The following is a 24,516-nucleotide window of genomic DNA, read 5'->3' as shown; positions in this document are numbered from 1 at the left end:
AGGAAGCCCCGCCCCGCCCTTCGTCTCAGCGCTTAAGTCAACAACTCCTCGATCCGGATCGGAAAGCGGCGGACGCGTACGCCGGTCGCATGCCAGACCGCGTTGGCGACAGCGCCGGCGCTGCCGGTGATGCCGATCTCGCCGACGCCCTTGATCCCGAGCGCATTGACGTGCGGGTCGTGCTCCTCGACGGTGATCACGTCGAGCGGCGGCACGTCGGCATTCACGGGGATGTGGTACTCGCCGAGATTGGCATTCATGATGCGGCCGGTGCGACGATCGGTGATCGCCTCCTCATGCAGCGCGAAGGACAGACCCCAGATCATGCCGCCGAACAGCTGGCTCTGCACCATCCTGGGATTGACGATCCGCCCCGCCGCGAAGGCGCCGACCATGCGGGTGGCACGGATCTGGCCGAGCTCAGGATCGACCTTGACCTCCGCGAACACCACGCCATGGGCGTGCATCGCATATTCCTCCATCGCCGCAGGGTTCGGCGCGCCGGTGCCGCGGGCCTCGACCTCGGCGACGCCCGCGCGCGAGAGGATCTCGGTGTAGCTCTCACCGCGGCTTTCATCGTCGCGCCGCAGCAGCCTGCCGTCGCGCGCGATCACGCCGGCATTGCCGGCGCCGAACAGCGGCGAGCGCTCGTCATTGGTGGCGATATCGGCGAGCTTCGCGATCACGGCCGCGCCGGCGCTGTGGATCGCGGCACCCGCCGTTGCCGTGTGCGCCGAGCCGCCGGCGATGCCCGCGTCGGGCAGATCGGACGAGCCGGCCTTGAACGCGACGCGGTCGATATCGAGCCCGAGCTGGTCCGCTGCGATCTGGGCCAGTGCCGTCCAGGCGCCCTGCCCCATGTCATGCGCGCCGATCTCCATGACACCGGAGCCGTCACGACGGAGCGCCGCGCGCGCCTCGGCCTGGAACATCAGCGCCGGGAAGGTCGCAGTGCCCATGCCCCAGCCGACCAGAAAGCCGGCATCGTCGCGCATCTGCCGCGGCTGCAGCGGGCGCTTGGCCCAGCCGAAGCGCGCGGCGCCCTGCTCGTAGCAGGCACGCAGCGCCTTTGACGAAAACGGCTTTCCGGTGATCGGCTCGACCTCGGCGTAGTTCTTAAAGCGGAAGGCCAGCGGATCCATGCCGCAGGCAAAGGCCATCTCGTCAATTGCGCTTTCGAGCGCGATCGAGCCGGTTGCCTCGCCCGGCGCGCGCATGAACAGCGGCGTGCCAGTATTGACGCGCACCGCGTCATGCGAGGTGCGGATCGCAGGCGCCGCATAGAGCGTGTGCGAGGCATCCGCTGCCGGTTCGAAGAAATCGTCGAACGTGCTCGACACGGTTCTGGCATGGTGATCGAGCGCGGTCAGACGTCCCTCGCCGTCGGCGCCGATGCGCAAGCGCTGACGCGTCGGTGCGCGATGGCCAACCGGCCCGTACATCTGCTCACGGCGCAGCACGAGCTTGACCGGTCTGCCGACCAGCTTGGCGGCCATGATGCCGAGCACCGGCGGACCGCCCATGAGCCCCTTCGAACCGAAGCCACCACCAAGGAAGGGGCTGCGGATATGGATGTTGTCGTGGGCGATGCCGAACAACTCGGCGATGCGCGCGAGCGACAGCTTCAATCCCTGGGTCGGCATGTCCACGGACAGCTTGTCGCCATCCCAATGAGCCACGATCGCATGCGGCTCCATTGCATTGTGATATTGCGGCGGCGTCTCGTAAACTGCATCGATCTGCTTCTCGGCCGAGGCAAGGCCTGCCTCGATATCGCCGTGGTGATGCTCCGCAGGATTGCCGACACCAACCGCTGATGGCACGAAGCTTTCGCCGGCATCGAGGCCGACCAGCGCGGGAAGCACGTCATAGCGCGGTGCCAGAAGCGCGGCGCCTTCGGTCGCCGCCTCCAGCGTCTCGGCAATCACGACCGCGATCGGCTGATTGGCATAGCGGACCTCATGGCTCTGCAACGCCTCCATCCGGAACACGAACGGGTTGGTCTTGATCTCCGGATCGATCGCAAGCTGCGGCTTGTGGTCGGGCGTCATGACGTCGACGACGCCGGGATGGCGTTTTGCGGCCTCGACATCGAGCGAGGCCACACGGCCGCGGGCGATGCTCGATACGACCATCACCGCAAACAGCATGCCGGGCGGATGGTTGTCGGCGGCGTAAGTCGCCTGCCCCTTGACCTTGAGGATGCCGTCGCGGCGGGTCAGCGGCTGGCCGATGTTCGAGCCGTGGCGCAGATGGGCGGGCGCGCTGGTCAGGTTGAGCTCAGGCATGGATGGCTCCAGGGATCGCGGCAAAGGGAGAGGCCGGCAGCGCCGGCAGGCGCGCGGGCGTACCGGCTGCGGCAAGGGTCAGCGCGCGCACCACGATGCGGCGCGCCAGCTCGATCTTGAAGGCGTTGTCGCCGGACGGTTTTGCCTCGGTGAGCGCACGCCAGGCAGCTTCCTGGAAGGCGTCGGCCGTCGGCGCGACGTTCCTGAGCACCTCCTCCGCGGCGCGGGCCCGCCAGGGCTTTGCGGCGACGCCGCCGAGCGCGAGACGCGCCTCTGCGATCTTGCCGTTCTCGATCCGCAATGCGGCTGCAGCCGAGACCACGGCAAAGGCATAGGAGGTCCGCTCGCGGACCTTGAGGTAGCGCGCGTGCGCGGCAAAGCTGCGTGCCGCAGGCGGCAGGCGAACCGCGACGATGAGATCGCCGGGTTCGAGCGCGGACTCCCGCTCCGGCGTCTCGCCGGGCAGGCGATGCAGTTCATCGAGCGCGATCTCGCGCCGGCCGTTCCTGCCCTCGACCTCGACGATGGCGTCGAGCGCGACCAGAGGCACGCAGAAGTCGGACGGATGCGTGGCGATGCAGCTATCGCTCCAGCCCAGCACGGCATGGCCGCGGTTCTCGCCCTCGCGGGCGTCGCAGCCGCTGCCGGCCTCGCGTTTGTTACAGCGGCTGGCGGTATCGTAGAAATAGGCGCAGCGCGTCCGTTGCAGGAGATTGCCACCGACCGTCGCGGCGTTGCGCAATTGCGCGGAGGCACCGGAGAGCAGCGCTTCGGCGACCGCGGGATACGATCTCGTGAAGTCCGGGTCGTGCGCGAGATCGGCGTTGCTGACGAGCGCGCCGATCCGCAAGCCGCCGTCGGCGAGGCGCTCGATCCGGTCGAGGCCTTCGAGATGCGTGACGTCGACGAGACGATCCGGGCGACTGATATTGCCCTTCATCAGATCGAGCAGATTGGTGCCGGCGGCGAGATAGACGGCGCTCGGCTCGGCCGCGGCGGCAACGGCCTCGCTGACCATAGCAGGCCTGACATAGTCGAACGGTTTCATGCGGAGCGCCTTTGATTGGATTCGTCCATCTGTCCTTGCGCGTCGAGCACGGCATCGACGATGCCGGCATAGGCGCCGCAGCGGCACAGATTGCCGCTCATGCATTCGCGGATGCGCTCGGGATCGTTGCCGGCTTGCGCCTCACGCATCATGCCGAGCGCGCTCATGATCTGGCCGGGCGTGCAGAAGCCGCACTGGAAGCCATCATGGGCGATGAAGGCCGCCTGCACGGGATGAAGCTGATCGCCGCGCGCGAGGCCTTCGATGGTGAGGATGTCGGCGCCGTCATGGCTGATGGCGAGCGCGAGGCAGGAATTGATCCGCTTGCCGTCGACGAGAATGGTGCAGGCGCCGCACTGGCCGCGGTCGCATCCCTTCTTGGTTCCGGTGAGATGGAGGCGCTCACGCAGGAGATCGAGCAGCGTGACGCGCGGATCGTCGAGGACGACATCGCGCCGCGCACCGTTCACGGTGAGGCTGATGGAGTGGTTCATACAAGGCTCCGATCAGAAATGGACATGAGTCTTCGTGCAGCGCGCCACCGCCGTGGCCGCCGCCGAATGCGCGCCGCCGCGGGATGATGCGGGCCGGCACATGAGCGAAGATACGGAGGCGCCCTCCGCTTAACAAGGGCTGCCCGGAAACATTTGGAATTCGTCAAAAGACCGTGCGCTACCAACGTGATGCGCGCGCTTACGGGTTCAATCTAACCAATTCGTGATCTACATTGCCTGACATGGACGACCACACCGACCAAACCCGAAAGCCGCGCGCCGACGCCGTGCGCAATCGCGAGCGCGTGCTCGAAGCGGCCAAGATCGTGTTCAGCGCCGGCGGCCCCGAGGCGAGCCTCGAGGCCGTCGCGAAACGCGCCGGCGTCGGCATCGGCACGCTCTATCGGCACTTTCCGACGCGTGAGGATCTGTTCGAGGCGGTGTACCGGCGCGAGGTCGAACAGCTCAGCGAGCTTGCCGAGCACCTGCGAAGCGCCAAGGATCCGGTCGACGCGCTGCGCCGCTGGATGCGCTCGGGAGTCGAATTCGTCGCCACCAAGAAAGGTATGTCGGCCGCTCTCGCCCTGACCTATCAGAGCTCGTCGGAGCTCGCCGCGTTCTCGATGGACCGGCTCACCAAGGCGATCGGCTCGCTGCTCGACCGCGCGGTCGCAGCCGGCCAGATGCGCGGCGATATCAGCCCGGAGGATTTACTCAGGGCGTTGATCGGCATGTGCTACATGCACGACCAGCCGGGCTGGCAGTCCTCGGTGCTGCGGATGCTCGACGTGTTCGTGGACGGCCTGCAGGTGCAATCAGGCCCCAAAGCCAAAGTGCGGACCGCCAAGGCGGCGAAGCCGGCGGTGAAACGGAAGCGATAGCACGCCCGTATGTCCGAGAGGTCATGCTAGGATCAGCATCGCCGGGATATCAACGCGGAGCCTGTCATGCGCCTTGCCGCCTTGCTCGTTGCTGTCAGTCTCATCTTCAGCTCTGCCGCAGCCCATGCCGACGACGTCGGCATCGCCCAAGGCGTCATCCGTGCCCAGGAGCAGGCTTTCGCGCGCGACGATGCGGCTGCCGCCTATTCCCATGCCGCGCCGGCGATCAAGGAGATCTTCCCCGCGCCTAATATCTTCATGTCGATGGTCCAAAACGGCTACGCGCCGGTCTATCGGCACAAGAGTTTCGAGTTTGGCGACAGCAAGATCGAGGGCGGCTGGATTGCGCAGCGCGTCCATATCGTCGATGCCAACGGGGACGCCTGGGTCGCGCTCTACACGCTCGAGCAGCAGGCTGACGGCAGCTACAAGATCACCGGCTGCTCGCTGCTGAAGGCGGGACAGGCGGCCTAGGTTGCAAAACCCGGCCCTGTCTTGACCGAGCCCATCCGCGAGCGGATCAACAGCAACACGACGATGCTGATGTTGAGGGCGTTCCACGCCACGCCGTTCGCGAACGCCGCGCCATAGGAGCCGGTGGCGTCGAAGATCACGCCCGACACCCAGCCGCCGAAGGACATGCCGAACACGGAGGCGAAGATCACGATGCCGACGCGGGTCGCGGCTTCGCTCGCCGGCATCGCCTCGCGCACGATGATGGCATAGCTCGGCACGATGCCGCCCTGGAACAGGCCGAACATCGCGGAGATCAGATAGAGCGAGGCGAGGCTGTCGAAGAACAGATAGAACACCAGCGCAAAGCCCTGCGCCAGCGATCCCAGCAGCAGAGTGTAGATGCCGCCGATCTTGTCGGCGAGGAAGCCCGAGCCGATCCGGCTGACGATGCCGCAGGCCATCATCAGCGACAGCATCTCGGCGCCGCGCGCCACGCCGTAGCCGAGATCGCCGCAATAGGCGACGATATGCACCTGCGGCATCGCCATGGCGACGCAGCAGGAGATGCTGGCGATCGACAGCAGCACCGTCAGTGTGTTGGTCGACAGCTTGAGATCGACCCGCGGCGGCGGCGCGTTGGCGTGATCGTGGACCTTGTCGTCGCCCATCTGCGCGCGCAGCACAAGCACGAGAACCGTCATCAGACTGACGCAAATGATGCCGATGCCGATATGGGTGTAGCGCCAGCCCATCTCCTGCATGCCCCAGTTCACGAGCGGCGGCCACATGGTGCCGGCGAAATAATTGCCGCTCGCGACGATGGTCACGGCCAGCCCACGATAGCGCTCGAACCAGTGCGAGGCTTCCGCCATCAGCGGCGCGAAGGTCGCCGACGTACCGAGCCCGATCAGGAAATAGGCCGCCACGAACTGCCAGAGCTGCGTCGACAGCCCCGCCAGCGTGTTGGCCACGCCGAGGAAGGCGATGCTGATCGCCATCGCCGGTACGATGCCGAACCGGTCGGTGATCTTGCCGGCGATTACGCCGCCGAGCCCGAAGCCGAACATCATCAGCGTGAAAGCCAGCGACACCGCGCCGCGCGTAGCGGCGAATTCGGCCTGCACCGCGGGAATCATGACGACGATCGCCCACATGCCGACGCCGCCGATCGAACCGATCAGCAGCGCAATGACGAGCCGCGTCCAGGCCTGACGGGAATCAGGGCGGAATGAATCAGGCGTTTGTCCTGGATGATTTGGTGCGTGCACGGGCCGGAACATGGCCCGCGGATCGCCATAGGGTCAAGCATTGTGGCGCGATATTGGGCATGCGCGGTGCACTGCGGTAACTGGCGAACACGCCGTTACCGTCGATTGCCATCGCGTGTTTGCAGCCTCGCGACGTTGAGGGCGGGATCCCGCGATGCTCAAGCAGGTGAAGGCCGGCGACGAGGCGACCTTCGAGGTCGAGGAGGTGTCGCGGTACGCAGTGACGAGCATGTAGAAGGCGAAGCAGGACGCTTGCCGTTGCCGTCATTCTGGGATGGTCCGAAGGACCGGACCCGAAATCTCCAGATTTTCAGGTGCGCAATTGCGCGCCACAGTTCGATGCTGCGCATCGCCCCGGAATGACGACCTCCCGGGCCCGAACAGCCCGGTCTGGCCTCCTCCCTCCCCTCCGTTAACTCTTTGCTAACCATACACCCGGCAAGAATTGCCGGGTGAAGTCGAGTGTCGTCGGCCGCGTAGAACGGGAGCTCCCGTGGACGCCAGTGCGGTGCCTCACTTTAGGAACGGCGGCCCCTCGGCCGCCGCGCAGACGTTTGGGGCGCGTGGACGGCAGTCGCGCGGGGAGGCAGCTAGCATGGTCGACGTCACCGCAGGACAGGGCGTAGGCGCAGCACGACCCTCGATCCCCTCCCTCAACGACATCGTCACCGTCCTCAAGCGCGGCGACATCGCGCTGGCGCTCGGCGTCCTCACCATCCTGGTAGTGCTGATCCTGCCCCTGCCCGCGATCGTGCTGGACCTGTTCCTGGCGATCTCGATCACGCTCTCGATCCTGATCCTGATGACCTCGCTGTTCATCCAGGCGCCGCTGGAATTCTCCGCCTTCCCGACTGTCCTGCTGATCTCGACCATGCTGCGCCTGTCGCTCAACATGGCTTCGACCCGCCTGATCCTGTCGCACGGGCACGAGGGCACGGCCGCCGCCGGCCACGTCATCGAAGCCTTCGGCAACTTCGTGATGGGCGGCAATTTCGTCATCGGCATCATCGTCTTCGCCATCCTGATCATCGTCAACTTCATCGTCATCACCAAGGGTTCGGGCCGCATCGCCGAGGTCGCCGCACGCTTCCACCTCGACGCCATGCCCGGCAAGCAGATGGCGATCGACGCCGACCTGTCCGCCGGACTGATCGACGAGAAGGTCGCCAAGGAGCGGCGCAAGGAGCTGGAGGACGAAAGCGGCTTCTTCGGCGCCATGGACGGTGCCTCCAAATTCGTCCGCGGCGATGCCATCGCGGGCCTCCTCATCGTCTTCATCAACGTCGTCGGCGGCATGATCATCGGCGTGGCGCAGCAGGGCATGTCCTTTGCCGACGCCGGCCGCACCTACACGCTCCTGACCGTCGGTGACGGCCTCGTCACCCAGGTGCCGGCACTGATCGTCTCGACCGCGGCCGGCCTGCTCGTCTCCAAGGCCGGCGTTTCCGGCGCCGCCGACAAGGCGCTGATGAAGCAGTTCTCCGGCTATCCGCAGGCGCTCGCGATGTCGTCGGCGGTGATGCTGGTGCTGGCGGCGCTGCCGGGCATCCCGACCCTCCCCTTCCTGGCGCTCGGCGCCGGCGCCGGCGCGCTGGCCTGGAATGCCCGCAACCACAAGAAGACCGCCGTCAAGGCCGAGGAAGCCGCCAATGCCGCCCCTGCTCCGGGCATGCCGGGTGCACCGGGCGCCACTGCCGTCGAGGAGCCGATCTCGGCTGCGCTCAAGATCGACGATCTCAAGATCGAGCTCGGCTATGCGCTGCTGCCGCTGGTCAACGGCCCGGACGGCACCGACCGCCTCACCGAGCAGATCAAGGCGCTGCGCCGTTCGCTCGCGATCGAGATGGGCTTCGTGATGCCGGCGGTGCGCATCCTCGACAACGTCCAGCTCGAGGCCAACACCTACATCATCAAGATCAAGGAGGTCGACGCCGGCACCGGCAAGATCTGGCCGAACCAGTTCATGGTCATGGACCCCGGCGGCAGCCAGGTGCAGGTGCCCGGCATCCACACCACCGAGCCGACCTTCGGCCTGCCCGCAACCTGGGTCGACGCCAGCCTCAAGGAAGAGGCCTCGCTCAAGGGCTATACCGTGGTCGACGCCGCGACCGTGCTGTCGACCCACCTCACCGAGCTGCTCAAGGCCAACATGTCGGACCTGCTCTCCTATGGCGAGGTGCAGAAACTGCTCAAGGAGCTGCCGAAGGAGCAGAGCGAGCTGGTCAAGGACATCGTGCCGGGCCAGGTCACCGTCTCCGGCATCCAGCGTGTGCTGCAATTGCTGCTGGCCGAACGCATCTCGATCCGCGACCTCTCGACCATCCTCGAAGGCATCGCCGACTCGCTCGCCTTCTCGCGCAATCCCGCGACCATGGTCGAGCATGTCCGCGCCCGGCTGGCGCGGCAGATCTGCGCACAGAACACCTCCTACAACGGCTATCTGCCGCTGATCGCCTTGTCAGCGCGCTGGGAGCAGGCCTTTGCCGAGTCGATCATCGGCCAGGGCGAGGAGCGCAGCCTCGCGATGCAGCCCTCGAAACTGTCGGAGTTCATGACCGGCGTGCGCGAGGCCTTCGAGCGCGCTGCACGCGAGGGCGAGGCGCCGGTGCTGGTCACCTCTGCGGCAATTCGTCCGTTCGTGCGGTCCCTGGTCGAACGGTTCCGGGCTCAGACCACCGTGCTGTCGCAGGCCGAAATCCACCCCAGGGCGAGGTTGAAAACCGTCGGAAGCGTCTGATTTGCCTTAAGAAGCCGCGTGCTTTTGAGCCACAGGCAAATGGTTTTTGAGTTCCTGGCGCCTTGTCGACCACAGTCCGAAAAGGCGCCGAGAAAGCACATTACAGCATTGAAATAATTAAGTAATTGTACGATCTAGGGTCGCCCGTGATCGCGATCTTTCACGTCCTTTCACGCCCTTGTGATGGCCTCTTGGGAACGAATCCTCCCAATACTAAGTTGTTGGGCACCGGAAGCATGAACCTGCCTAAACTGGCTGGCGACTACTTCGGGTAGATGGCGGCAGGAGGCTTCCATGAACCACTCGATCTACAGCGCAGATCGCTCGACCCATTTGAAAATCGTGGTCGTGGCCCTCGTCGCAGGGATCGCGGTGGCAGGCCTCGGCATCACGGCACGCACGGGTTCGGATGAAGGTCTGACCGAGACGGCCCGCGTCATCAAGGCCGGCAAGCCGGTCGTCATCACCAGCTCGAACGCGTCCCTCGTTCGCTAAGGAGATCTGACGAGTTTTTTGAATTCACGCGGCTCTTTACCAGCCCCCCAAAGTCGCCACGTGGATATGTAGACGACCCCAACCCCAAGTCGACTACAGAAAGCGCCCGCCCCCCACGGGCGCTTTCTCACGTCTGGGGTATGTCGGGTGATTGCGAACTCGCACCTCGCCCTCGTCATTGCGAGGAGCTCCCGGGACGAAGCAATCCAGACTGCCTCCGTGGAAACAGCTTGGATTGCTTCGCTGCGCTCGCAATGACAGTGCTTGGGCTATGGGCGCCGCATCATCATCCGCGTTTTCAACGCAGACACACCTCCGCATCCTCGCGGCGCATTTCGCCCGAGCTTTGCCTGGTCCTTTCGCCCTCAATTGAAAGAAGGCGCAGGGAAGACCGGGTGCCGGCCGGGCACCCACGGTCCACTGTGCGAGAGATGGCAACAAGAATTTGCACAGCGGCATACAGGTGGAGCCAAACAACCGGCCTTCCCTGCGCAGTGGTCTTACGGCTTATGTCGTGCTCTCCCCGGGGAGCGTTGCACTATTGCCCCCGTCGCCTTGCGGATAACTGATGCACGTGCCCGGTTGGGCCGCCACATCACCGCAAGACTTGGCGCACAGACCCCGGGCGCCAGGACGACACGATTTTACCGTACGTGAACCGCACCCGTCGTGGCGCGACGCATTCGCTCACGGTTGCCCGCCCTGCGAAGCTCATCGCGCCGGTGTGATCCACGTCCACCGCCGCCCGGCCCGCGTTCGTGACGATCGCGATACGCCCCTCTTTCTTGGGCCGGGTTGCGGCGATGGATACGCCGTTTCCGAATTTCGGTAAAGGCGAATATTTTTGGCGCGGGTGATTCACCGGCATCTTGCGTGTTTTGCCCGTCGGGACCCAAGAGTTCGTGGCTTGGCTTACCCGCCGACAATGCAATTATGGGCTCGCTGCCGCAGCAATCGCCACATATTTCGCGTAGAATTCGGCGACCCGGCCGCGCCACATGCCAACGAACGCCTCCGACGTCACGTTGTCCACCGACTTCCAGGTGCGCTTGAAGGTCGGAAGCGTATTGCCCCAGATCGCGCGTTTGCACCACCTCTCGCCCTTCTCCCTTCCTTCGCTGGTGGCACACATTGATTTCCATGCGGAGCGAGCGGGCCGACTGATGTGCTCAGCGGCGCCTTCCCAGCCCTGCTGATGGATCAAGTAAAGATCGCTCTTGTCTGGCGTCCGGTGTGTGATCCACTCGAACTGGATGCCTTCGGTTATCATTTTGTAGGCGGCCGCAACGGCGTTATCCCGTGGACTGCGAATCTCCCCAAAGCCGAACTTCCCGAACTCATAGTAGCTCAGCTGAAACAGCCCGATGTACGACCCGGTGCGTTGATTGGGGTTGAAACCGGATTCGATCTTGGCAACCGCCATCATGAAATTGAAATCGAGACCGAACGCGTCCGAAGCGCGCTTGATCTCTTCGGCCGGCGTTCCGACCGGAATGTCCTTGAACGCGCGCAAGACGATCTCCGCCGGTTTCTCGGCGGGCGGCAGTTCGGACCAGACGTAGTAGACCAGATAACGAAAATCCCGCGTCGAGGCCGCTTTCGGAGCATCGCTGGATGTATCGCGCTCTGGCGGCGGCTCAACGATATCCTGTCCCAACGACGCCAATTTTCCCGCGACGGGTTCATCGACGATCTCGGCGGGGCTCATGGGCTCGGAACCTGCTGACGTCACCGAGCCAGGCTCTGCTCTTTCTGCCAGAAGCGCTGCCGCAAGTCGTGCGGACGCCTCAGCGTACATCGCAGCGGTCACGATGTTCGCAGGAGCCGCCATGCTCGCTGCCGCTTGCGGCATGACATCCCGCACTGTCGCCGCCGGTCTGTTACTGACCGCGGCATACAGGCCGACGGACGCGATAACAGCCACGATGCAGCTGGTCTGCCAAACCTTCATCGGCGGAAGTCCACCGATGGCGTCTGTACGAAGGCTGCTTGCATGTTCCTGCGGCCCATGGGTAAGCATTCTTCGTAGAATCTTAAGGTTTAAATGTGGTGAACGGGAGCAGGCTTCTGCTGCGCAGCAACGACTAGCGCGACCCGTAGGTCGGCCGCGGTGCCTGCACGGTCGGCGCGAACCGGCAGGATCACGGTTGGATGCAGCCCATCGATCACGCTCGAGACAACGTCGCCGCCCGCGAACACGCCGCCCACACGCGTCCGCCCTAAGCGGCGCTGATCAATTCCAGACGGGCTTCGAACCTGATGCTGCGCTTGCCCGCAAGCGCCGTGCCTTCGAGGATACCGCCCTTCGCATCGCACGTTCCCGAAAAACCAATTCCAATCTCATGTCCGCCAAATACCGGGTCTTCGCCTCTCGCTGGCGTATGCTCCTGATTGACCATCTGCCCTCTCCATCGACCGTTGGAGGAGGAATATGACCCGAGATAGTAGAAGAAAGCGTCGCCGCCCAAGATACGGCCGTTATTCAATAGCATCACTCCAGTCAGGCCGCCGGGGACGCCGTCCAAAATCTTCAGATGGATGGAGTACAATCCGTCGGAAATGCCACCTTCACCAATCACCCCGGGCGGGGGAAGGTCGCTTTCATCTAGCGGGGTCATGATGGATCGAAAGACGGCACCGGGCACCTGCGGAGAACCGCCCTCGAAGTGAAACGCTATACCAACCGCCCTACCAACGACAGAAATGGACGACACGTCGGAACCAAGTAGAGACTGATGATCGGCACCAAAATTGTGCCGTCGGCTGGTCACGTCGACCCGGAGCGAGTCCCCGTCGACGTGGTAACTTCCAATATGAGCAAACCCGGAATTGCCGCCCAACAGCTTGCCCCCGCGCACATACGTGACGCTCCGGCCAACCGTTTGGTTGATCGAAAATTCGCTTTTGAAGAGGCCGTCGAAAGCGCCTGATAACTCGCCCATTCCCCCATCACCGATCGACTCGGACTTGAATCTGCTCACGCTCAACTGCGACCATCCTGGCGGAGCATGTGCTTGTTTATACAGGTGCGCCGGCCAAAGCAATTTCTCGCTTCGGGATCGAGGTCGCTGACGCCCTCGCGATCGCAGAACAAGCCGATGTCTGACTTCGGAGGCAGAGCCGACTTGCTCTGCGCTGTCCTTGCAGACGGCTCCGGGCCAACAGGAGAAATACCTGCTATCGTTCGACGCATGAGGCTGAAACACAACTGGATAACGACAACTGGCGGTCCTCACCTGCTGATCGCTGACGAACAACTCCCGTATTGGCGAGGTACCGAGGAATGGCGCGATCATGAAGATCCGACCGACCAAAGCGACTATGCTCGTGCGTGCAGAGTGAAAACTTGGCTGGGATCAATTGCCTGCCATCAAGGCAGCGCTGTTGTGCTATCGGGCGAAGTCGGCGACATCGCATGGTACTCCAGTGGTCAGAGTGACACAGGCTTTCTCGTTCAATGGCTTGGAGTTGATGACGAAAGGCTCATCGAGCCTGCGTTGCGAAGTCCTCAGCTGCGGGGAACTCTGAAAAGCTCAAACGCCGAATGCCTTGAATTCGAGACAGGTCCGTCCGGCGCAATGTCGCTGATAGATGCGTCGGACAAAGGAGACGACTTGCGCGGCGAACATCAGGTTCTGACGTTACGACCAGGCAGATATCTCGCGAGAGCCGCTCACTACCAATCCGTCCGGCTTTCGATCGTGGTTCGGGAAGTTTGCTGGGTCCGTCCACTTTCCAGAGAAGTCCGCTAAGGCTCATTTGCCGACCTCTCGGCAGCGAACTGTAATGTCGGCAAAGGGGCCCGTGGCGAACGAGGGCTGGCGCACATTGCCTTCGTCGCATCGTTTCGTTCGAGCGATCCATCGCTGGCCCAGCTCAACTCCGCGGCTGCACCCCGTATGTCGGCGGTGGCGCCTGCACGGTCGGCGCGGCCGCCGCGAACAGCTCTTCCTTGCTGCCCGTCAGCGGCGGATAGATGCGCTTGCGGTTGATGGTCTCCTTGGTCGCTTTCGCCGCAGCGCCGGTGGCGCGCACCTCGCGGTCCCAGCCTTCGGTGTAGAGCGCGCCCCAGGCGCCGAGATCGAGCACGGTGACGTACCAGTCGATCCGCAGCGGCAACATCGGCAAGCCCGCGAGATCGGCGACCACGTTGTGGCCGGCGAAGCGGCCCATGGGACGCGCGAACTGGCAGGACATCACGGTTGGATGCAGCCCGTCGATCACACTGGAGGCAACATCGCCGGCCGCGAACACGCCGCCGACATCCGCAACCCGCATGAAGGGATCGACGAGCAGCCGCCCGAGACGATCGCGCGCGTCCGGAAAGCTTGCCGCCAAGCGGCTTGCGCGCATCCCGGCGCACCAGATCACCGTCTGCGCAGGGATGAACTCGCCCGAGCTCAGATGCACGCCGGCGGCCTCGACCGAGGCGACGCGCACGCCGAGCCGCATCTCGACATCGAGCGAGGCCAGAGCCGTCTCGATGACGGGACGCGCCTGCGCGCCGATGGTGGCGCCGACCGCCGGATTGGGATCGACCAGGATGATGCGGCGGCTGCCGCTGATGCCCGCGCGCGTAAGCCGCGCCGGCATCTCGGCTGCGACCTCGATGCCGGTGAAGCCCGCGCCGACCACCACCACCGTCGAACGACCCGGCGCCGGCACGCTGCGGCCGAGCGAAACGAGATGATCCTCGAGGCGGAGCGCTGCGGCATAGGTGTCGACGTCGAAGGCGTGCTCGGCAAAGCCTGGAATGTCGGGACGCATCACCTCGCTGCCGAGCGCTAGCACGAGGCGATCATAGTGCAGCGTCTCCTCACCGCGGCTCGTGACCAGCGAGATTTCGCGGTGTGCCGGATCGATGGCCTCGACCTCGCCGATGCCATGGCTGACAGCGATCGGGTCGAGCAGCTGCGGCAGCGGCAAAGCGACCTCGCCGAGATCGGCCTCGTAGTTGCGCACGCGGATGTTGTGATAGGGATTGCGGTCGACGAGGTGGATCTCGATGTCGCCGTTCGCGCCGATCTCATCGCGCTTGCGCGCGGCGCCGATGGCCGCCCACAGACCTGCAAACCCGGCGCCGAGCACGACGATACGCGCCATGTCCGCCTACTACACTTTCCAAAGCCATTCAGCGGTCTGCCCGCGCGGGCGACTATAGCTCAACGACCCGCACCGACCAAATGCCGCAATACCGCGCCGCTGCACAAGTTCGCGACTACGCCCCGCGCAGCTCCGAGGGCGTTGCACCGAAGCGCTTGCGGAAGGCCCGGTTGAAATAGGACAGATCGGCGAAACCCGAGGAATGCGCGATGTCGCTGATCTTGCGCGATCGGGCACGGGGATCGGACAGCAGCTTGCGCGCCTGGAGCAGGCGCTGCTCCAGCACGAATTCGGTGAAGGTGGTGCCGGCCTGCTCGAACAGGCGCTGCGCCTGCCGCGGGCTGAGGCCCGAACGCGCCGCGATCTCGGACAGGCAGAGATCGTTGCGGCCGAGTGCGGCCATCACGTCGGCGCGCATGAGATCGAGACGCGCCGCCGCATGCCCGCGCCCGCGCGCGAGGCTGGCATGCTCGGCGTCGGTGCCGAGCAGGAGGCCGACGAGATCGACCATGTGCTGCGCGGTCAGACGCTGGCCGACGGCATCGAGATGCGGCCCCTGACTGGCGGCGAGAGCGTGGTAACGGAAGATGGTCTCGGCCACCGCACCGTCGGAGAGCACTTGCGACAGCTTCTCCTCGGCGCGCGGATTGATGTCGAGCAGCGCACGGCGCGGCATGCGAATGCTGGTGAAGCGGTTCTGGTCGGTGTGGCCGACGGTGCCGGTGATGCTCATGTCGACGAGCACCATCTGCGCCGGCTCGAGATCCACGGTATGGCCGTTCTGCCCGACGCGGATGCGGCCCGCATGGGCAGCAATCAGCACGAGATCGTCGCTGCCGTCGGCAAGGTGGCTCTGCCTGCGCGAATATTGCGCGGAGGCGCCTTCGGGAATCGCGAGCGCGATGTTGTCGACGATGCTGACCTGGAGCCGGCAATCGATGCTGTCGCCCTGGCTCGGCCCGATATCGAGGCCGCAGGAGCCGAACGCCCGCTCGCGCCATTGCTCGAAGGCCGGGCCGTGCGGCAGTCCCGCATACTGGTGAATGAAGATGCCGGGCGCTTTCGCTGCATCCATCTGATTTCTAGCCCTCTCCAGCTCCGCGATCGGCGGCGCCGACTGCAAATTCCGGGGATTTGACGCCGCGGACTGCAGGGAGGTTCAAATCGCGAGCGGATTCGGCGGGACTTGTCGGGATGCGACGGCGGAATGGACCCTGGCGACAGAAGCGTCTGGCAGCCCGCATGAGCGAAGCGACATGCGGGGCTGCTGGTCCCGGATATCGCTTCGCTCATCCGGGCTACGGAATTACTTCTTGGCCGGCGGCTGTTGCTGCGGCTGCGCCGGCGGCACGGTCTCGATCAGCTTGCCGGAGAACACCGGCGCCGAGGTCGGCTCGCCATTGGGTGAACCGCCGGCCTGCTCGACGGTGACGGCGTAGGTTGCGCCGTTGACGACGTCGGAATCGTAGGACGAAAGCAGCGGACGCGCGGTGAAATCGCTTGCACCGATGACGCCGAGCGAGCGCGGCCGCGGCAGCTTGTCGGAGATCAGCCAGAGCTCGAAGCTCTTGCCGGGCTCCGGGGTCGCGCCGACCTTGCGCACCGTGAAATTTCGCGTCGCGCCGTCAATCGTGAGGATGAAGGCGGGGCCGCCGGCCTGGCCTTGGAGCAGGGCGACATATTGCGCAGAGGCGGTGAGCGGCGCGGTCGGCGTCTTCACCTCCACCGTCTGGATACGGGGCGCAGGACGCAAGGCGCCCGGCAGCGCATCGGGCAGGAAGATCTGCAGCGACAGCGTCACGAGCAGCGCGGCCGCGAGCGCGCCGACGGCAAATGCAATGTTGCGCCAGCGCTTCACGCGCCCCTCGAGGCGGATCAAGTTCCCGTCGCCAGCGACCGGCGCTTGCGGCGCGTGCACGACGTTGAGATCGGGAGCATGGACCTGCGGGATAAATTGCGGCGCGATCTCCGGGATGACATCGGGTGCGGGACGCGGCGTCTCCGGCTGCTCCGCTTCGCCATGCGGCGGCTCAGGGGACGGCACCGCCTCGGCCGGAGAGTCCAACGAAGCGGTTTCCGGCGTTGGCAATTCTGGGGTGGGCAGAAGTGGCGGCGGCGAAGCTTCGGCAGGCGCAGGCGGCTCTTGCGCAAGCGCGGTGCGCGCGAGCTCCGACCTGATATTCTCCCACACGATCGGACGCGGCTCGACCGAGCCGACCATCTGGTTGAGGACGCCGAGCCGGAAGGCCCAGGCCTGCACGATCTCGGCAAATGCCGGATCCACCGCCATCATGGTCTCGACCTGCGCGCGCTCGTCGGCGTCGAGGGTGCCGAGCGCATATTCCGCGGCGAGCGCGATATGGTCCTCCGTGTGGGCCATCAATTGCAGTCCAGAACCATCCTCGTCATCCAAGCCATCACAGTCCGAGACATTCCCGGATATCCAGCATGCTGCGCCGGAGCCACGTCTTCACCGTGTTGACGGGCGCGGCGAACTTCTCCGCCAATTGCTCGCGGCTCCAGCCGTTGTAATAGGCGAGCAGCACGAGCCTTTGGCGGTCCGGCTCGAGCCGGCCGATACATTCCAGGAGCCGCTTCAACTCCTCCGTCATCTCCCGCCGCGCCAGCGGATCGGGACTGTCGGCAGCCACCTCCATCGCCTGAGGCTCTTCCTCGATGGAGATTTCCGACTTCTTGCGCACGACGTCGATGGCACGGTTGCGCGCAATCGAGGCCATCCACGTGATCGGCGAGGACAGCGCCGGATTGAACTGACCGGCACTGTTCCAGATCTTGACGTAGGTCTCCTGGATGACCTCCTCTGAAAGATCCTGCCGGCGCAAGATACGGAGCACGACGCCATAGAGTTTCGCGCGCGTGGCGGCGTAGAGGCGCTCGAACGCGGCCTGATCGCCCTTCGCCACCGCCTCAATCAGCCCGACCAGCTCCGCTGGCGTCAGCATTCAGCCCCCCGACACGCGGCCCGTCGTCGCTTCACCTCTCCCCACTGGAGAGGTGGACACCTCCGCCGCTGGCACCGCATTCATGGCCACCACCATAGCGCGCGACGAAGCCGACCACCAAGGGGCGCGGCGCCACACTGTGGACAGCACATACGAAAACCCGGACCTTGCGGGTCCGGGTTCTGCAGATTTATCGGTGATCTGGCCGCTGTCGCCGTCAGGCAACGGCGCCGATGCGGGCGCGCATCAGGCCGATGCTGTCGAGATCGGCCTGCTCGCGGGCGTTCTCTTCGGCGCGCTCGCGGGCCTGGTCGCGCTCGTCGAGCAGCTCGACCTTCTTCAGCTCCTCGAAGGCCTCGGCCAGGGCAGCCTTGGCTTCATCGAGCTGGCCCTTGAGCTCGTCGGCCGAGCGGGTCAGGTTCTCGCGGCGCTGGATCGCGGCCTTGGCATAGGTCGGATAAGCGAAGTGCGAGGGATCGTTGATCCCGGCGCGGTCCTGCTCGGTCTGGATCTCACGTTCGAGGTCCACCGACATCCGCTGGAAGTCGGCGATCATGGTCTCGATCTGGGTGACCCGGCGGCGCTTCTCGTCGACCTGAAACTTCTTCAGGCGGATGAGGGTATCTCGTGACTTCATCGACTCGTACTCCCCAGAAGTCCCCTCGCTGCACGTGGGACGGCACCGGTCTCCCCACAGGCCCTGATAGGGCCAAGACCGGCTCTGCTACTCTGTGGGATCGGATGATGACCGGACAAAGTTAGCGTTCCGTTTCCAAATTCCCGAGGATTTGCGCCAACTGGCGGTAGCCGTCCGCCAGTGATGCATTTTCGTCCTTGCGTTGGCGCAGGAAGGCTTCCAGCGGCTCGTGCAGGCGGATCGCCTCGTCGACCTCGGGACTGGAGCCGGCCCGGTAGGCGCCGAGCCGGATCAATTCCTCCATGTCGGCATAGGTCGCCATCACCGCGCGCGCCTTCTGGATGGTCGGCCAGAACTGCGGATCGGCCGATTTCGGCATGGTGCGTGAGACGGATTTGAGGATGTTGATGGCGGGGTAGCGGCCGCGCTCGGCGATCGAGCGCTGCATCACGATGTGGCCGTCGAGGATGCCGCGCACGGCGTCCGCAATCGGCTCGTTATGGTCGTCGCCGTCGACCAGCACGGTGAAGATCGCGGTGATGGCGCCCTCGCCGAGGCCCGGTCCGGCGCGCTCCAACAGCTTCGGCAGCTCGGTGAACACGGTCGGCGTGTAGCCCTTGGCGGTCGGCGGCTCGCCGGCGGACAGGCCGATCTCACGCTGGGCCATGGCAAAGCGCGTCACCGAATCCATCAGGCAGAGCACGTCTTGGTTCTCGTCGCGAAAATATTCGGCGACCGCGAGCGTGAGATACGCAGCCTGGCGGCGCATCAGCGCCGGCTCGTCCGAGGTCGCGACTACGACGACGGAGCGCGCGAGGCCCTCCTCGCCGAGGTCGTCCTGCAGGAATTCCTGCACCTCGCGGCCGCGTTCGCCGATCAGCCCGATGACGCTGACGGCGGCATCGACGTTGCGCGCCAGCATTGACAGCAGCACCGACTTGCCGACGCCGGAGCCTGCGAAGATGCCCATGCGCTGGCCGCGGCAGCAGGTGAGGAAGGTGTTCATCGCGCGCACGCCGAGATCGAGCGGCGCGCCGACGCGCTTGCGCGAATGCGCCGGCGGCGGCTGATTGCGGAACGGCATCGGCGAGGAACCTTGCGGCAGCGGCCCCTTGCCGTCGATCGGCTCGCCCAGCGCGTTGACGACGCGGCCGAGCCAGGCGGCCGACGGCCGCACTTGATTGGCGGCATTGGCGATCACCGCCTTGCAACCGCGGCGCACGCCGTCGAGACCAGCGAACGGCATCACGACAGCGTTGTTGCCGGAGAAGCCGATCACCTCGCAGGGGATCGTGCGGTTGGCGCCGGTCTCGATCACCAGGCGCGCCCCGACCGACATGGCGTGAATGGGACCGGCCACCTCGACCATCAGGCCGCGCACGCCGACCACGCGGCCGTAGATGTTGATACCGTCGATGTCGCCGATCTGTTCGGCCAGAGCCTTCATCGGTGGGCCTTCATTAAGGGGCGCGTTGGGGTCATTCGGGACTTCCCGGTGAAAACCTTAAGTTTCGCCATATTTCTGAACGGCGCTTAACTTCGTGTTTACCCGCATCATTAATCATTGCGTCACTGTCTTTGAGACTGAGCGTGGCTTCCCTTCAGAAGAAGGCTGAGTCGCGGGAGTCGGTTAGGCCCGTCTCTTAAAGTGGAACTTGAACGGAGCTCGGTGACGAAAGCTGCTTCACGCGCAAGACCTTAGGGCGATTCGACAAAAATTGCACCGGGGGGACTTGCGTTCCAGAATCAGAGTTTGTTAACCATCTGTTGTCAGGATCCGAATCAGTTGTTCAAAGGCGTTTTGTTGAGTGCCGCGAATGCGGCCGACCTGACGCCCAGGAGCGGCGACTATGGGGAACTGGCATGCGCGTTTTGCTGATTGAAGATGACAGCGCCGTCGCGCAGTCGATCGAGCTGATGTTGAAGTCTGAGAGCTTCAACGTCTACACGACCGATTTGGGGGAAGAAGGCGTCGATCTCGGTAAACTATACGATTACGACATTATTCTCCTCGACCTCAACCTGCCCGACATGTCCGGCTACGACGTGCTCAAGCAGCTCCGGGTTTCCAAGATCAAGACACCGATTCTGATCCTCTCCGGCCTCGCCGGCATCGAGGACAAGGTCAAGGGTCTCGGCGTCGGCGCCGACGACTACATGACGAAGCCCTTCCACAAGGACGAGCTGGTTGCCCGAATCCACGCGATCGTGCGCCGCTCCAAGGGCCATGCCCAGTCGGTCATCCAGACCGGCGACCTCGTCGTCAACCTCGACACCAAGACGGTGGAAGTCGGCGGCCAGCGCGTGCATCTGACCGGCAAGGAATATCAGATGCTGGAGCTGCTCAGCTTGCGCAAGGGCACGACCCTCACCAAGGAAATGTTCCTCAACCATCTCTATGGCGGCATGGACGAGCCCGAGCTGAAGATCATCGACGTCTTCATCTGCAAGCTCCGCAAGAAGCTGGCCAACGCTTCCGAGGGACGCAACTTCATCGAGACCGTGTGGGGCCGCGGCTACGTGCTGCGCGAGCCGCACGAGCACGAAGAGCGCATTCCCGCCTGATCCTGGGTTTACGTCGCGAGCCCAGTCAGGCTCGCTCCTCCCAGCCTGGACCCCGCCGCAAATGGCGGGGTTTTGTTTTTGGGGACGTCTCGCTGTCTGCCGCTTGCTGGAAGGGGTGCAGCAATTGCGCCGACGCGACTTCACCCCTCTCTAATGTTTGAACCACTACCCTTCCCCCGCCGACGAATGGTCGCTGCACGATGGGGGAACGATGATCCTGCAATCACTCGCCGGCCTGCCCGCCTTCCTGGTCTATTTCTGCACCGGGCTGATCGCGATCGTGGCCTATCTGTTCGTTTACACCCGCATCACCCCGCATAACGAGTTCCAGCTCATCCGCGACAATCAGCCGGCCGCGGCAATCGCGCTCGGCCTCAGCCTGCTCGGCTTCGTGGCGCCGCTGGTCAGCGCCATCGCGCATTCGGCCAACGTGCTGGACTGCCTGATCTGGGCGACGATCGCACTGGTCGTGCAGGTCATCGTGTTCTTCCTCGTGAAGGTGCCGGTGCCGAACCTGTCGAAGCGGATCGACTCCGGCGAGATCGCGCCCGCGATCTGGCTCGGCCTGGCCTCGCTCGCCGCCGGCCTCCTGAACGCCGCCAGCATGATCTACTGACATGGCCGACAGATCCGCCAGCAAGCAATTCGGCAAGCGCCTGCCGTCGGGGCCAGCGACACCACAGCCCCAGGCCAAGCGCTCCGGCCATGTCGCGCTGCTCGTGATGGGCACGATCGCGGTCGGCACCACCGCCTACACCTTGATGCCGCGGCAGAATTGCGAGCCCACGCCCGGCGCCGTGCCGGGGCAGACGACCACGACGTGCAGCAGTAGCAGCAGCAGCTCGTCGGGCGGCAGCAGCTCGCGCTGGTCGTCGCGATCGAGCTTGTTCAGCAGCGACTCCTCGAACCATTCCTCGTCTGGAACGTCGTCCGATTCCGGCCACAGCAGCGTGAGCCGCGGCGGCTTCGGCTCGTTCGGCCATGGCTTCTCGGGCGGCGGCTGATCCATGCAGCGCATCACTTGTCTGGAGCGCGACGACTGGCGAGAAACCGCAGCGCAATGCGGCTTCATCTTCCACACCATCGACGGCGACCGCTATTGGGACGAGCGCGCCTATTACGGCTTCACGCTCGACGAGATCGAGCGCGGCATCGAGACGCCGACCGGCGAGATCGACGCGATGTGCCTCGAGCTTGCCGGCCGCGCGATCGGCGACGAACGATATCTGCGCCGCCTGAAGATCCCCGAAGCGTTCTGGAGCCTGATCGCGGAGAGCTGGAAGCGGGACGACCGCAGCCTCTACGGCCGGCTCGACCTGACCTTCGACGGCAAAGGTCCGGCTAAGCTGCTCGAATACAATGCGGATACGCCGACTTCGCTGTTCGAAGCCGCGGTCTTCCAATGGACCTGGCTCGAACAGGCGATCGAACGCCGCATGATCCCCTCGCGCGCGGATCAGTTCAACTCCATCCATGAGCGTCTGATCGCGGCGTGGAAGGAGATCGCTGGCGGCCGGCACATCCATCTCACCGGCGTCACCGGCAACGAGGAAGATGCCGGCACGCTCGCTTATCTCGAAGACACCGCACGCCAGGCGGGGCTCTCGACCAGGCTGCTCGACATCGAACACGTCGGCTGGCGCGATGAAAGCGGCGGGTTCGTCGACCTCGACGATCGCGACATCACGCTGGCCTTCAAGCTCTATCCCTGGGAGTGGATGTTCCACGACGCCTTCGGCGCCAAGCTCAAGGACGCATCGACGCGTTGGATCGAGCCGCCGTGGAAGGCGGTACTGTCCAACAAGGGCATCCTGCCGCTGCTATGGGAGATGTTTCCGAACCATCCCAATCTGCTGCCCGCCTTCTTCGAGGACGATCCGCGCGCCGCCGAGCTCGGCACGTCCTATGTGCGCAAGCCGCTGCTGTCCCGCGAAGGCGCCAATGTCACGCTGGTCTCGGGCGGCTCGCCGCTCGACGAGCAGGAAGGCCCCTACGGTGCCGAAGGTTTCATACGGCAGGCCTTAGCGCCGCTGCCGAATTTTTCCGGCTTCTTTCCGGTGATCGGAAGCTGGCTGGTGGACCACGCGCCCTGCGGCCTGTCGATCCGCGAGGACGAGAGCCCGATCACGGGCAACCGCTCACGGTTTCTGCCGCACGCGATTTTGTGAGGCGTCCGTCATTCCGAGGCACTCGCGAAGCGAGTGAGCCCGGAATGACGAGGAGAAGATCACCTCGCCGCGGCGACCTTGACCGGTTGCGGCATCAACCCGCCCATCGGTCGGCCCGAGCGCGCGGGGTTGAGCTGGTAGAGGCCGCGGCGGTCAGTGACGGGGCGGAACGCATCGGTGATGCCGACGACGGATTCGGCGGCCCCGAGCAGCAGCGTGCCGTCGGCCTCCATCCCCTTGGCCATGCGCTCGAAGATCACCGCCTTGGTGCTCTGGCCGAAATAGATCAGCACGTTGCGACAGAAGATCACGTCGAAGGTGCCGAGATGGGAGAAGTCCTGCAACAGATTGAGCTGACGAAACTGCACCATCGCGCGGATGTCGGCGTTGAGCTGCCAGACTTCACCGATCTGCGTGAAGTACTTCATCAGGTGCTGGATCGGCAGGCCGCGCTGCACCTCGAACTGACTGTAGATGCCGGCCTTGGATTTCTCCAGCACCTCCTGCGACAGATCGGTGGCGACGATCTCGATGCGCCAGCCGGCGAGCGCCGCGCCCATCTCCTTGACGCACATCGCGATCGAATAGGGCTCCTGCCCGGTCGAGGATGCCGCCGACCAGATGCGCAGCGACTTGCGCGCGGCGCGCGCCCGGATCAGGCCCGGCAGGATCGTGTCGCGTAAGTGGTCGAACGGGATCTTGTCGCGGTAGAAGAAGGTCTCGTTGGTGGTCATGGCTTCGACCACGTCGGTCGCAAGCCGCCCGTCGCCGTTCCTGATCTTCAGCACGAGATCGGGAATACCTGATAGGCTCGCCTTGCGCGCGAGCGGCAGCAGCCGGCTTTCGACCAGATATTGCTTGTCGGCGGACAGATCGAGTCCGGAGCGCTCTTTCAGGAACTTGCGCAGATAGTCGTAATCCAAAGGCGTCACGAGCGGTCTCCCGCGAACAGGCGGTTCACCTTGGCGCCGATCTGGTTGAGCGGCAGGATCGCCGCGCAGATGCCGGCATTGGCGGCCGCGCCGGGCATGCCCCAGACCACGCTGGAGGCTTCGTCCTGCGCGATCACGCTGCCGCCGGCTGCGACGATGTCCTTGCCGCCGCGCATGCCGTCGGAGCCCATGCCCGTCAGGATCACGGAGAGGATGCCGCCGTGCCAGATATCGATGGCGGAGGTGAAGAGCGGATCGACCGCGGGCTTGCAGAAATTGACGGCGGGGCCGTCGTCGAGCGCGATCGCGACATCAGCGCCGCTGCGCACGACGCGCATGTGCTTGCCGCCGGGCGCCAGATAGATCCGTCCGGGCTTCACCGGTTCGCCGTCGACCGCCTCGGCCGCCGGCTTGCGGCTCGCTCGCGCCAGATGCTCGGCAAGAATGGTGGTGAAGGTCGGCGGCATGTGCTGGGTGATCA

The 24,516-nt window shown here is 64.8% G+C and carries 23 protein-coding genes; 9 read left to right on the top strand and 14 right to left on the bottom strand.

Annotated features, from left to right (window positions below; all coding sequences use genetic code 11):
- Nucleotides 1-32: 32 nt before the first annotated feature.
- Genes SE91_RS05025 through SE91_RS05015 form a run of 3 tightly spaced genes read right to left on the bottom strand, consistent with a single transcriptional unit; the run spans nt 33 to nt 3,830 of the window.
- Complete coding sequence (locus tag SE91_RS05025; RefSeq protein ID WP_061846793.1) at nt 33-2,288, bottom strand: xanthine dehydrogenase family protein molybdopterin-binding subunit; 2,256 nt, start codon at nt 2,286-2,288, stop codon at nt 33-35.
- Entirely contained in the window at nt 2,281-3,336 is a 1,056-nt protein-coding gene (locus SE91_RS05020) for an FAD binding domain-containing protein (protein WP_061846792.1), read from the bottom strand. The genes SE91_RS05025 and SE91_RS05020 overlap by 8 nt, the downstream gene beginning before the upstream one ends.
- Nucleotides 3,333-3,830 carry a (2Fe-2S)-binding protein gene (locus SE91_RS05015; RefSeq protein WP_061846791.1) on the bottom strand — a complete coding sequence of 166 codons (498 nt, stop codon included), beginning with the start codon at nt 3,828-3,830 and terminating at the stop codon, nt 3,333-3,335. Before SE91_RS05015 ends, SE91_RS05020 begins: the two co-directional genes overlap by 4 nt.
- 242 nt (nt 3,831-4,072) lie before the next feature.
- Here SE91_RS05015 and SE91_RS05010 point away from each other — a divergent pair, with 242 nt between their 5' ends.
- Both SE91_RS05010 and SE91_RS05005 read left to right on the top strand, forming a co-directional pair.
- Nucleotides 4,073-4,711 carry a TetR/AcrR family transcriptional regulator gene (locus tag SE91_RS05010; RefSeq protein WP_061846790.1) on the top strand — a complete coding sequence of 213 codons (639 nt, stop codon included), beginning with the start codon at nt 4,073-4,075 and terminating at the stop codon, nt 4,709-4,711.
- A 66-nt stretch (nt 4,712-4,777) separates the two neighbouring features.
- Nucleotides 4,778-5,185 carry a DUF4864 domain-containing protein gene (locus SE91_RS05005; protein ID WP_061846789.1) on the top strand — a complete coding sequence of 136 codons (408 nt, stop codon included), beginning with the start codon at nt 4,778-4,780 and terminating at the stop codon, nt 5,183-5,185.
- Here SE91_RS05005 and SE91_RS05000 read toward each other — a convergent pair.
- Nucleotides 5,182-6,447, bottom strand: a complete 1,266-nt coding sequence (locus tag SE91_RS05000; protein ID WP_061846788.1) for an MFS transporter — start codon at nt 6,445-6,447, stop codon at nt 5,182-5,184. The two genes, SE91_RS05005 and SE91_RS05000, sit on opposite strands and share 4 nt — an antisense overlap.
- A gap of 583 nt (nt 6,448-7,030) precedes the next feature.
- Between SE91_RS05000 and flhA the strand changes: the two genes are divergently transcribed.
- Both flhA and SE91_RS04990 read left to right on the top strand, forming a co-directional pair.
- On the top strand, nt 7,031-9,172 hold the full coding sequence (gene flhA / locus SE91_RS04995) for a flagellar biosynthesis protein FlhA (protein WP_061846787.1): 2,142 nt from the start codon (nt 7,031-7,033) through the stop codon (nt 9,170-9,172).
- A 294-nt stretch (nt 9,173-9,466) separates the two neighbouring features.
- Complete coding sequence (locus tag SE91_RS04990; RefSeq protein ID WP_061846786.1) at nt 9,467-9,667, top strand: hypothetical protein; 201 nt, start codon at nt 9,467-9,469, stop codon at nt 9,665-9,667.
- Nucleotides 9,668-10,598: 931 nt separating this feature from the next.
- Here SE91_RS04990 and SE91_RS04985 read toward each other — a convergent pair.
- Together SE91_RS04985 and SE91_RS04980 are read right to left on the bottom strand one after the other, a co-directional pair.
- Complete coding sequence (locus tag SE91_RS04985; RefSeq protein ID WP_061846785.1) at nt 10,599-11,618, bottom strand: lysozyme family protein; 1,020 nt, start codon at nt 11,616-11,618, stop codon at nt 10,599-10,601.
- Between the two features lie 268 nt (nt 11,619-11,886).
- Nucleotides 11,887-12,648: a GrlR family regulatory protein gene (locus SE91_RS04980; RefSeq protein ID WP_349540733.1), complete on the bottom strand. Its 762-nt coding sequence runs from the start codon at nt 12,646-12,648 to the stop codon at nt 11,887-11,889.
- A gap of 27 nt (nt 12,649-12,675) precedes the next feature.
- Here SE91_RS04980 and SE91_RS38210 point away from each other — a divergent pair, with 27 nt between their 5' ends.
- Entirely contained in the window at nt 12,676-13,419 is a 744-nt protein-coding gene (locus tag SE91_RS38210; RefSeq protein WP_082813665.1) for an Imm21 family immunity protein, read from the top strand.
- A gap of 124 nt (nt 13,420-13,543) precedes the next feature.
- Here SE91_RS38210 and SE91_RS04975 read toward each other — a convergent pair whose 3' ends face one another.
- The 6 genes from SE91_RS04975 to fliI all read right to left on the bottom strand — a co-directional run bounded on the left by SE91_RS04975 (nt 13,544) and on the right by fliI (nt 19,817).
- Nucleotides 13,544-14,770, bottom strand: coding sequence for an NAD(P)/FAD-dependent oxidoreductase (locus tag SE91_RS04975; RefSeq protein ID WP_061846783.1), 1,227 nt, complete (start codon nt 14,768-14,770; stop codon nt 13,544-13,546).
- Between the two features lie 115 nt (nt 14,771-14,885).
- The gene (locus SE91_RS04970; protein ID WP_060734987.1) at nt 14,886-15,845 is read right to left on the bottom strand and encodes a helix-turn-helix transcriptional regulator; all 960 of its coding nucleotides are present in this window, start codon (nt 15,843-15,845) and stop codon (nt 14,886-14,888) included.
- 231 nt (nt 15,846-16,076) lie between these two features.
- Complete coding sequence (locus tag SE91_RS04965; RefSeq protein WP_061846782.1) at nt 16,077-17,150, bottom strand: anti-sigma factor; 1,074 nt, start codon at nt 17,148-17,150, stop codon at nt 16,077-16,079.
- A 37-nt stretch (nt 17,151-17,187) separates the two neighbouring features.
- Nucleotides 17,188-17,733, bottom strand: coding sequence for a sigma-70 family RNA polymerase sigma factor (locus SE91_RS04960; RefSeq protein ID WP_061846781.1), 546 nt, complete (start codon nt 17,731-17,733; stop codon nt 17,188-17,190).
- 217 nt (nt 17,734-17,950) lie between these two features.
- Nucleotides 17,951-18,370 (bottom strand): flagellar export protein FliJ, encoded by a 420-nt coding sequence (fliJ, locus tag SE91_RS04955; RefSeq protein WP_008562039.1) that lies wholly within the window; start codon nt 18,368-18,370, stop codon nt 17,951-17,953.
- A gap of 121 nt (nt 18,371-18,491) precedes the next feature.
- Nucleotides 18,492-19,817: a flagellar protein export ATPase FliI gene (gene fliI / locus SE91_RS04950; RefSeq protein WP_061846780.1), complete on the bottom strand. Its 1,326-nt coding sequence runs from the start codon at nt 19,815-19,817 to the stop codon at nt 18,492-18,494.
- Nucleotides 19,818-20,233: 416 nt separating this feature from the next.
- Between fliI and ctrA the strand changes: the two genes are divergently transcribed.
- From ctrA to SE91_RS04930, 4 genes are all read left to right on the top strand, one after another.
- Nucleotides 20,234-20,935, top strand: a complete 702-nt coding sequence (ctrA, locus tag SE91_RS04945; RefSeq protein ID WP_008138878.1) for a response regulator transcription factor CtrA — start codon at nt 20,234-20,236, stop codon at nt 20,933-20,935.
- A 211-nt stretch (nt 20,936-21,146) separates the two neighbouring features.
- Entirely contained in the window at nt 21,147-21,551 is a 405-nt protein-coding gene (locus tag SE91_RS04940; RefSeq protein WP_008566016.1) for a DUF350 domain-containing protein, read from the top strand.
- A gap of 1 nt (nt 21,552) precedes the next feature.
- Nucleotides 21,553-21,939: a hypothetical protein gene (locus SE91_RS37475; protein ID WP_082813664.1), complete on the top strand. Its 387-nt coding sequence runs from the start codon at nt 21,553-21,555 to the stop codon at nt 21,937-21,939.
- Between the two features lie 3 nt (nt 21,940-21,942).
- Nucleotides 21,943-23,103 (top strand): glutathionylspermidine synthase family protein, encoded by a 1,161-nt coding sequence (locus SE91_RS04930; RefSeq protein ID WP_061846779.1) that lies wholly within the window; start codon nt 21,943-21,945, stop codon nt 23,101-23,103.
- Nucleotides 23,104-23,162: 59 nt separating this feature from the next.
- On the opposite strand, the gene SE91_RS04925 is transcribed toward SE91_RS04930, so the two are convergent.
- On the bottom strand, nt 23,163-24,035 hold the full coding sequence (locus SE91_RS04925; RefSeq protein WP_061846778.1) for a CheR family methyltransferase: 873 nt from the start codon (nt 24,033-24,035) through the stop codon (nt 23,163-23,165).
- Nucleotides 24,032-24,516, bottom strand: a 485-nt coding sequence (locus SE91_RS04920) for a chemotaxis protein CheB (protein WP_283806219.1), incomplete at its 5' end; no start/stop codon positions are given. The genes SE91_RS04920 and SE91_RS04925, both read right to left, overlap by 4 nt.

It is taken from the genome of Bradyrhizobium sp. DOA1 (genome assembly GCF_001593325.1).
Lineage (GTDB): Bacteria > Pseudomonadota > Alphaproteobacteria > Rhizobiales > Xanthobacteraceae > Bradyrhizobium.
Note: the sequence above shows the minus strand (reverse complement) of the source record. Positions and strands in the feature narration are given on the sequence as shown.

Bases quoted from the DNA above. Each gene is read 5' to 3' on its own strand.
- ctrA (WP_008138878.1), top strand. From the start codon at position 20,234: ATGCGCGTTTTGCTGATTGAAGATGACAGCGCCGTCGCGCAGTCGATC.
- SE91_RS05005 (WP_061846789.1), top strand. From the start codon at position 4,778: ATGCGCCTTGCCGCCTTGCTCGTTGCTGTCAGTCTCATCTTCAGCTCT.
- SE91_RS37475 (WP_082813664.1), top strand. From the start codon at position 21,553: ATGGCCGACAGATCCGCCAGCAAGCAATTCGGCAAGCGCCTGCCGTCG.
- flhA (WP_061846787.1), top strand. From the start codon at position 7,031: ATGGTCGACGTCACCGCAGGACAGGGCGTAGGCGCAGCACGACCCTCG.
- SE91_RS04970 (WP_060734987.1), bottom strand. From the start codon at position 15,845: ATGGATGCAGCGAAAGCGCCCGGCATCTTCATTCACCAGTATGCGGGA.
- SE91_RS05000 (WP_061846788.1), bottom strand. From the start codon at position 6,447: ATGTTCCGGCCCGTGCACGCACCAAATCATCCAGGACAAACGCCTGAT.
- SE91_RS05010 (WP_061846790.1), top strand. From the start codon at position 4,073: ATGGACGACCACACCGACCAAACCCGAAAGCCGCGCGCCGACGCCGTG.
- SE91_RS04960 (WP_061846781.1), bottom strand. From the start codon at position 17,733: ATGCTGACGCCAGCGGAGCTGGTCGGGCTGATTGAGGCGGTGGCGAAG.
- SE91_RS04990 (WP_061846786.1), top strand. From the start codon at position 9,467: ATGAACCACTCGATCTACAGCGCAGATCGCTCGACCCATTTGAAAATC.
- SE91_RS04930 (WP_061846779.1), top strand. From the start codon at position 21,943: ATGCAGCGCATCACTTGTCTGGAGCGCGACGACTGGCGAGAAACCGCA.
- fliI (WP_061846780.1), bottom strand. From the start codon at position 19,817: ATGAAGGCTCTGGCCGAACAGATCGGCGACATCGACGGTATCAACATC.
- fliJ (WP_008562039.1), bottom strand. From the start codon at position 18,370: ATGAAGTCACGAGATACCCTCATCCGCCTGAAGAAGTTTCAGGTCGAC.
- SE91_RS04975 (WP_061846783.1), bottom strand. From the start codon at position 14,770: ATGGCGCGTATCGTCGTGCTCGGCGCCGGGTTTGCAGGTCTGTGGGCG.
- SE91_RS04940 (WP_008566016.1), top strand. From the start codon at position 21,147: ATGATCCTGCAATCACTCGCCGGCCTGCCCGCCTTCCTGGTCTATTTC.
- SE91_RS05015 (WP_061846791.1), bottom strand. From the start codon at position 3,830: ATGAACCACTCCATCAGCCTCACCGTGAACGGTGCGCGGCGCGATGTC.
- SE91_RS38210 (WP_082813665.1), top strand. From the start codon at position 12,676: ATGTGCTTGTTTATACAGGTGCGCCGGCCAAAGCAATTTCTCGCTTCG.
- SE91_RS04985 (WP_061846785.1), bottom strand. From the start codon at position 11,618: ATGAAGGTTTGGCAGACCAGCTGCATCGTGGCTGTTATCGCGTCCGTC.
- SE91_RS05020 (WP_061846792.1), bottom strand. From the start codon at position 3,336: ATGAAACCGTTCGACTATGTCAGGCCTGCTATGGTCAGCGAGGCCGTT.
- SE91_RS05025 (WP_061846793.1), bottom strand. From the start codon at position 2,288: ATGCCTGAGCTCAACCTGACCAGCGCGCCCGCCCATCTGCGCCACGGC.
- SE91_RS04965 (WP_061846782.1), bottom strand. From the start codon at position 17,150: ATGGCCCACACGGAGGACCATATCGCGCTCGCCGCGGAATATGCGCTC.